Source organism: Nocardia pseudovaccinii, assembly GCF_050942345.1.
Classification (GTDB): Bacteria; Actinomycetota; Actinomycetes; order Mycobacteriales; family Mycobacteriaceae; genus Nocardia; species Nocardia pseudovaccinii.
In genome coordinates this window covers 4,349,355-4,355,887 of sequence record NZ_CP192074.1, presented here as the reverse complement: position 1 = coordinate 4,355,887, position 6,533 = coordinate 4,349,355, and the positions used below count along the sequence as shown (strand labels likewise).

6 protein-coding genes are annotated in these 6,533 nt (G+C 69.4%); 1 reads left to right on the top strand and 5 read right to left on the bottom strand.

Features of this window, described 5'->3' with window-relative positions:
- Positions 1-9 precede the first annotated feature (9 nt).
- From ACQPZ2_RS19600 to ACQPZ2_RS19580, 5 genes are read right to left on the bottom strand one after another with little or no spacing between them, the layout of a single operon-like run.
- The gene (locus ACQPZ2_RS19600) at positions 10-1,866 is read right to left on the bottom strand and encodes a non-ribosomal peptide synthetase (protein ID WP_433526855.1); all 1,857 of its coding nucleotides are present in this window, start codon (positions 1,864-1,866) and stop codon (positions 10-12) included.
- Positions 1,863-2,888, bottom strand: coding sequence for an HAD-IIIC family phosphatase (locus ACQPZ2_RS19595; protein WP_433526854.1), 1,026 nt, complete (start codon positions 2,886-2,888; stop codon positions 1,863-1,865). The genes ACQPZ2_RS19600 and ACQPZ2_RS19595 overlap by 4 nt, the downstream gene beginning before the upstream one ends.
- A 3-nt stretch (positions 2,889-2,891) precedes the next feature.
- Complete coding sequence (locus ACQPZ2_RS19590; RefSeq protein ID WP_433526853.1) at positions 2,892-3,875, bottom strand: 3-oxoacyl-ACP synthase; 984 nt, start codon at positions 3,873-3,875, stop codon at positions 2,892-2,894.
- Positions 3,869-4,966 (bottom strand): acyl-CoA dehydrogenase family protein, encoded by a 1,098-nt coding sequence (locus tag ACQPZ2_RS19585; RefSeq protein WP_433526852.1) that lies wholly within the window; start codon positions 4,964-4,966, stop codon positions 3,869-3,871. The genes ACQPZ2_RS19590 and ACQPZ2_RS19585 overlap by 7 nt, the downstream gene beginning before the upstream one ends.
- Positions 4,963-5,241 (bottom strand): acyl carrier protein, encoded by a 279-nt coding sequence (locus ACQPZ2_RS19580; RefSeq protein WP_433526851.1) that lies wholly within the window; start codon positions 5,239-5,241, stop codon positions 4,963-4,965. Before ACQPZ2_RS19580 ends, ACQPZ2_RS19585 begins: the two co-directional genes overlap by 4 nt.
- Positions 5,242-5,414: 173 nt before the next feature.
- Between ACQPZ2_RS19580 and ACQPZ2_RS19575 the strand changes: the two genes are divergently transcribed.
- Positions 5,415-6,482, top strand: a complete 1,068-nt coding sequence (locus tag ACQPZ2_RS19575) for a serine hydrolase domain-containing protein (protein ID WP_433526850.1) — start codon at positions 5,415-5,417, stop codon at positions 6,480-6,482.
- The last annotated feature ends 51 nt before the right edge of the window (positions 6,483-6,533 follow it).

Genomic DNA, 6,533 nt, shown 5'->3' with positions numbered 1-6,533 from the left:
CGGTGTCCTTCACACCTCGAAAGCCAATGGCGTGCTGTCCGCCGGTTCGGACTCGATTCGAGTCGCCGGATCCGGCGAAAGCGCGGCCGCCTGTGCGGCCACGGTGTCGAGGTCGAACAGCATCCCCACCGAGATCGCACCCGGCCACCCGGCCTCGAGGCGCAGATGGAGTGCGACCACCCGATGGGAGTTGCCGCCTACGTCGAAAAAACGGTCCCCACGGTCGAATTCGTCGTGCAGGAGCACCTGGGACCAGATCTCGCCGATAGCCCGTTCGTGCTCGGTCCAGCCATCTCGTGACGGGGCCGTGCGCCGTTCGGGACGGGAGCGCAGCAGCGCGCGCAGCGCGGCTTCGTCGAGTTTGCTGCTTCCCGGTGCGATCGGCAGGGTGTCGACCGCCACGAACCGTTCCGGAACCGATTCGGGTGCAAAACGTTCCGCGCAGTATCGGGTCAGCGCAGGGGCGGTTGGCGTCGGTGCGGCGCCGGGCGCGGGCACCCAGAAGGCGGCCAGGTACACGGCATCGTCGGAGTCCGTCGCATCGAGCACGACCGCCTCGTACACGGCGGGATGTCCCTGCAGTACCGCCTCGACCGCGGTGCGTTCGACCCGCACCCCCCGGACCTTCACCTGGCTGTCGGCCCGCCCGTGGAATTCGATGTGGCCGCTTCCGTCGAGCCGCGCGAGGTCTCCGGTGCGGTACATGCGCCCGCCCGGCTCGGTCGAAAACGGGTCGGCCACGAATCGGGCCGCCGTCAGTCCGGGCCGTGCCGCATAACCGTCGGCGACCTGTCCACCTCCGAGGTACAGGTCGCCGCGTGTGCCCCAGCGGACCGGCCCCAGCGAGCGGTCGAGAATGTGCGCCGTCGTCCCGTCGGTCGGTGTGCCGATCGGCACGACGGGCTGCGGCGCCTCCGGTACGACGTGGCAGATGCAGGTGACGGTCGCCTCGGTCGGGCCGTACTCGTTGTGCAGGCTGGTCGCGGGCAGGGCCTCGCGGTGCTGCTCGACGAGGCGAACCGGTACCGGCTCGCCGCAGAGGGTGACGATCCGCAGCGTCGGCTTCAGCTCACCCAGTCGCGGCAGCAGCAGCCGGTAGAACGAGGGCGTCGCGACGAAATGCGATACGCCGTGGCGGACAGCGAGTTCGGCGACCGCGTCGACGTCGGGCAGCATCCGGGCGTCCGGGAGCACGCTGGTGCCGCCGACGGTGAGCGCCCAGGCCAGTGCCGAGAGAGAGCCGTCCCAGATCAGGCGCATCGCCGAGAATGTCACGAGTTCGCCGTCGGTGTACGGATAGTTCCGTGAGCCGATCAAGGTGGCGAGGTTGGCCCGGGACACGACGACCGCCTTCGGCTCACCCGTCGAGCCGGAGGTGGTGATGACGTACGCGGGCGCGCGCAGGGGCGGCTGGTCCGGCAGTGCCACCGCGGGTGGCTCGGTGTCCTCGCTGATATCGAGCACCGCTGCCGCCGTGCCCGTCACCAGCGCGGCCACCTCGTCACGCGCAGTGGCATCATCGCGCCCATCGACGATCAGCGCGGTGCAGGTCGCGACCGCCACCACCGAACGCACCGCCGACATGGGACGGCCCGGTTCGACCACGCACCACGCTGCGGCCGCGCGCAGAGCCGCGATCATGCCGATCACGGTGTCCAGGCTCTGCCGTTGGTACACCATGACCGTCTGTCCGGGCCGAACACCGGCGGCGACCAGCCTGCGTGCGAGATGCGCGGTGGCGGCGTCGAGTTCGCGGTAGGTGAGCGACCGGTCCCCCACCACGAGCGCGGTGCGGTCGGGTGCCCGCTGGGCCTGCTGGAGGATTCCCCGCAGCAGGTCCGAATCGCTATCCGATGCTGTGCTCATCCGATCACCTCGACATGGCCGGTTCCGCTGATGTCCTCCGGTGACACCGTGCAGCCGAGCAGCACACGGTCGCCGTCGGACTCGAGCACCTCGAATCCGGCGAACCTCAGGGTCACGAGCATCACCCGATTGACCGGGGTCGCAACGAATTCCGCGGCCGGCCGCCGACCGGCCGCGCGTGCACGCCGGACGATTTCCCGGATCAGCGCCGTGCCGGCTCCGCGTGACATGACCCGGCAGGACATGAGCAGCAGGAGCAGCACCGAGTCGGAGCCGCGGATCTCCGAGACCGCGAGCCCGATGGTGCCGTAGCCGCCGAATCGGTCGCGCAGGGATGCCACGAGCACCTCGTGGCGCGGTGACGCGCACAGCTCCCGCAGTTCGTCGATGTCGAAGGTGACCCCGGTGGTATTGAGCTGGTGCGTGCGGATGGTCAGCTCGTTGGCCCTTGCGAGGTCCGCCTCCGATGCCGTCCGCACGGTCATGACCAGACCCAGCGAGGTAAGGAAGTCCGCATCCGATCCGGCGAATTCGGCCTCGCCGACGCGGCGGGCCCGCTCCGCGCGATAGTACGACCGGCGGTGCCGCGCTTCGGATGTCACTGTCTCGGGCGTGAATTCGGGAAGGTTCGGCAGGTCGGGTATGCGACCGGCCGGATAGCACCGGACCTCCGGGCACGAGTTCGCCACCTCGGCCAGTTCGACCGGATCGTTGTCGACGAATGCCACGGTCTCGCGCCCGATATTCAGCGATTCGGCGATCCGCCGGATCGCCGCCGACTTCGGGCCCCAGCCGATCTCGACCGCCGAGAACAGGTCCTCGATACCGTGCCGACGCAAATGTGCTGTGGCGGCCGATAATTCGCCACGGCTCGCGACGGCGTGCAGGATTCCACGTTCGTCGAGGGTCCGGATCGCCCGCAGCACTTCGGGTTTCGGAGTCCCGCCGTCGGATTCGAGCACGACGCCGGGCCAGACAGTGTCGTCGAGATCCCAGACCAGGCACTTCACCGTTGCCGCCATGGCTCACGCCCTCCGCAGCAGGGCCGCGCTCCACGCGGCCACCGGGCTGCTGTTCAACAGCAGCGCATACTCACCGGAGGTGCGGGTGGCCGCCGCGGACTCCAGGTTGACCAGCATGTCCACCGAACCCAGATGGCCGTATGCCGCCAGATTGCCCCGGCACACCTCGTCGATCGTGGTATCGAGGGCCTCCTCCCAGAAGGCGAAGGCACCTCCCGACAGGTTCTGCATGAGGATCGGCCCTACCGAGCCGAGCCGGATGCCATTGCGTTGCAGCAACTCCGGAATGATGACGTCGAACCGCTTCTTGCTCTCGACCGCGAGCCGGAACGAGTAGGTGGATTCGTCGGAGCATTCCTCGGTCCACGCCGCCGACGGCGTGTCGCGGTAGTCGATTCGGAACAGGTCCGCGTATTTGCCGTCGCTGCGCAGGATCTGGTCGACGAACTCCCAGCGCCCGTCGCCGGAGGCGGTGACGAGCAGCGCGGCCGCGCCGTCGCCGAGCAGTGTCATGGGCGGGCGGTAGCGGTTGCGGGTCGGGGTCTTGGCCGCGGCGACGACGAGCACCGTGCGGTACCCGGCCTCGGCGCGAAGCAGCGCCGCGGCGAGGGTCAGCGCGGCGGAGACCGATACGCAGCCGAGGTCGCCCACGCCCGCCGTGAAGGCGCGGGTGGCGCCGATCCGGTGTTGCAGCCGTGTCGTTTCCGATGCGAGCAGGTACTGCGGCGCGCGTCCGGTGACGAGCAGCAGCGCGTCGATGTCGGTGGCTTCGAGCCCCGCCTCGGCCAGTGCCGACGTCGCCGCCGAGGCGGCCAGGTCCACCTCGGACAGCTCGCCCGCGGTGCAAACCGATTCGATGCCGAGTGCCAGCGCGTGTTCTCGTCGGTGCGCCGGAAGTTCATCCAGTTCGCCCAGGGTGGCCACCCGCGCGGAGGTGGCGGGGAACCACGTCGCCACGGGACCGAGCCGCACCGGCCCGTTCACCATCGCGCACCTCGCAGTACGTGCTCACCGATGGTCACCTCGGCGACCTCCTGTGCTCCCTCGATGATCTGCATGACCTTCGCGTCGCGGTAGAACCTGCCGACGCGGCTGTCCGGAGCGCACCCGGCCGCGCCGAGTACCTGCACTGCCCGTTCACTCACTACGGCCGCGGCGTGGGACGCCGCGTACTTCGCGGCGATCGTCGCGACGAGGGCGTGTGGAGATCCGGCGATCCGGTTGTCGGTCGCCCGTTCGCAGATGGCTTGTGCGCCTTCGGCATCCACCCAGCAGCGGCCGAGTGCCGCACGGATCACCTGGTGCTCGGCCAGCGCGGTACCGCCCTGGACGCGGGTGGCGGCGTGCGCGGCGGCGTCGGCGAGGCAGGCTCGCGCGATCCCGACACACCCCCACGCGAGGGTGAACCGCCCGTGGTCCAGGGCCGTGCCGACGACATGGGACAGGCCGAATCCCGGCGGTGCGATCAGCTGCGCGGCGGGTATGCGCACGCGATCGAACCGAATGTGCGCCACCCTGGCGCCACGCATGCCGAGCTGCCCCTCGACCGGCTGCACGGAAACGCCGGGACGGTCCCGCTCGACGAGCGCCGCGCACAGCCCACCGGCCGCCGTGCCGAGTACCAGGAAGACATCGGCGACCTGGCCGAACGTCACCCACAGCTTGTGCCCGGACACGATGCGGTCCGCACCGTCTGCCTCGAAAGTCGTTGTGACACCCGCCAAATCGGTCCCCGCCCCGGCCTCTGTCGCCGCCAGCGCGGCAACGACCTCGCCCGCGGTGAGCCCGGGCAGCCAGTCGCGGCGCTGTTCGGCGGTACCCCACCGATCCAGTGCGGCGGTGACCATGCCGTGCACCGTGACCAGCGATCGCAGACTCGTGCAGTATTCCCCGAGCGTCGCGGCGATCCGGCCGAGTTCACGCGCATCCAGACCGGCACCACCGAATGGCACCGGCCGATCTGCACCCAGCAGCCCGGTGCGGGCCGCGAGCGTGATCATCTCGTCGGGTAAGCCCGCGCGATCCCACTGCGCCGCATCGGATTCCGCGGCCGCCACCACCTTCTCGACATCGATCACGACGGCCCGTTTCCAGACCGCTTGCGCTCGACGTACGCGGCCGCGCGGGCCGCGGTGCGGAAGTTGTCCAGATCGAGGTCCTCGACCTCGACCGAGATCCCGTAGGTCTGCTCCACGTGCACGACGATCTCGAGTGCCCGCAGCGAGTTGACCAGTCCCAGCGCGAAAATGTCGTCGTCACTGCCCAATTCGGCGGCGGCGATCGAGCCGAAGTACGCCCGCAACTCCTCCGCCAACTCCGCATGGCGTGCCACGACCGGCTCCACCTGTTCCACGCGCACCCTCACCTCTCGACGTCATCCCGCTGGCGAACGGCCGTGCGCCCTCGCAGACCACGACAACATGGGCCGTGATCACCCGACAAGCCCCGGTTTCCACCGGCCACATCAAGGGGGGCGGCGGTGAAAATCGTTGGTGCCGCAGGGTGAACGCGGTCTACGGTGTGCCCGTGACTACCGATGTACGGGGTTCCTACGACGCGCGGTTCGTCGGTGTCGCCGAGGCACTCGCGGCATCGCTGGAGGCCGACGATGTCGGCGCGTCAGCGGCGGTGTACATCGACGGCGAACCCGTGGTCGACATCTGGGGTGGTTATGCCGACGCGGATCGCACCGTGATGTGGGAGGCGGACACCATCGTCAACGTCTGGTCGACGACCAAGACGATGGTGGCATTGTGCGCGCTCATACTGGCCGACCGTGGCGAACTCGATCTGAACGCGCCGGTCGCCAGGTACTGGCCGGAGTTCGCGGCGGCGGGCAAACACGATGTGCTGGTACGGCACCTACTCGGTCACACCGCGGGTCTGCCGGAATGGGACGACCCCGTCACGGCCGCCGACCTGTACTCCTGGCCGACGGTCACCGCGCGTCTCGCCGGACAGTCTCCCCGATGGGAACCGGGCACCGAAGGGGGTTACCACTCGATCACCTTCGGCTTCCTCGTCGGTGAGGTCATCGCCCGGGTGACCGGACGCAGCGTCGGCACATTCTTCGCCGAGGACGTGGCCGCGCCGTTGGGCGCGGACTTCCACATAGGACTATCCCCCGAGCACGACCATCGCGTTGCCGCGCTCGTTGCGGCGCCCGAGGGCGACCGCCCCGAGGGATTCTCGGTCGCGGTGTCCGACGCCGGCACCGCGGCGTGGCGGCGCGCGGAGATCCCGGCCATCAACGGTCACGGCAACGCACGCTCGGTCGCCGCGGTCCAATCGATACTCGCCTGCGGCGGCAGCCTCGGCGGTGTTCGCCTGCTGTCACAGGCCGGTTGTGACCGCGTATTCGAAGAACAGTTCCACGGCCGCGATCGTGTCCTGCAACGACCGATCCGCTGGGGCATGGGCTACCGCCTCGAGGGCCGCACCTGCTCGTGGGGCGGATGGGGCGGCTCCCTGGTGCTCGTCGATGTCGAGCACCACATGACCGTGTCCTACGTGATGAACCAGATGCAGTGCACCGACGACAATATGCGAGCCCTCAGCATCCTCATCGCCGCCTACGACGCACTGACCACCTGACGGCGCCGGCCCCGCAGAGCCGGGGCCATGGCACCGACTCCCGTCTTCCGG